The 397-nt window shown below is 67.8% G+C and carries 1 protein-coding gene; it reads right to left on the bottom strand.

Going from position 1 to position 397, the window contains the following annotated elements; all coding sequences use genetic code 11:
* Positions 1–397, bottom strand: a 397-nt coding sequence (locus M3P36_RS15080) for a putative PEP-binding protein (RefSeq protein ID WP_349630581.1), incomplete at both ends; no start/stop codon positions are given.

Here is a 397-nt window from a genome sequence, read left to right as displayed (position 1 = left end):
CTCGGGAAAGGTGATTCCCAGGCGGCAGCCGCGATGGCCGAGCATGGGGTTGAATTCGTGCAGTTCGTCGGCCCGACGACGCAGGTGGTCCACGCTCACGCCCACATCGGCGGCGAGGTCGGAAAACTCCTCGTCCCTCTGCGGCAGGAACTCGTGCAGCGGCGGGTCGAGCAGGCGGATGGTGCACGGCAGGCCCGCCATGGCGCTGAAGATCCCCACGAAGTCACTGCGCTGTTCGGGCAGCAGCTTGGCGAGCGCACGGCGGCGACCGGCCTCGTCATCGGCCAGGATCATCTCGCGCACGGCCATGATCCGGGCCGCATCGAAGAACATGTGTTCGGTGCGGCACAGGCCGATACCTTCCGCGCCGAAGGCCAGCGCCATGCGGCAATCCTCC

Origin of the sequence: Altererythrobacter sp. KTW20L, assembly GCF_023501975.1 — a bacterium.
In the GTDB taxonomy this organism is placed as follows: domain Bacteria; phylum Pseudomonadota; class Alphaproteobacteria; order Sphingomonadales; family Sphingomonadaceae; genus Alteraurantiacibacter.
Note: the sequence above shows the minus strand (reverse complement) of the source record. Positions and strands in the feature narration are given on the sequence as shown.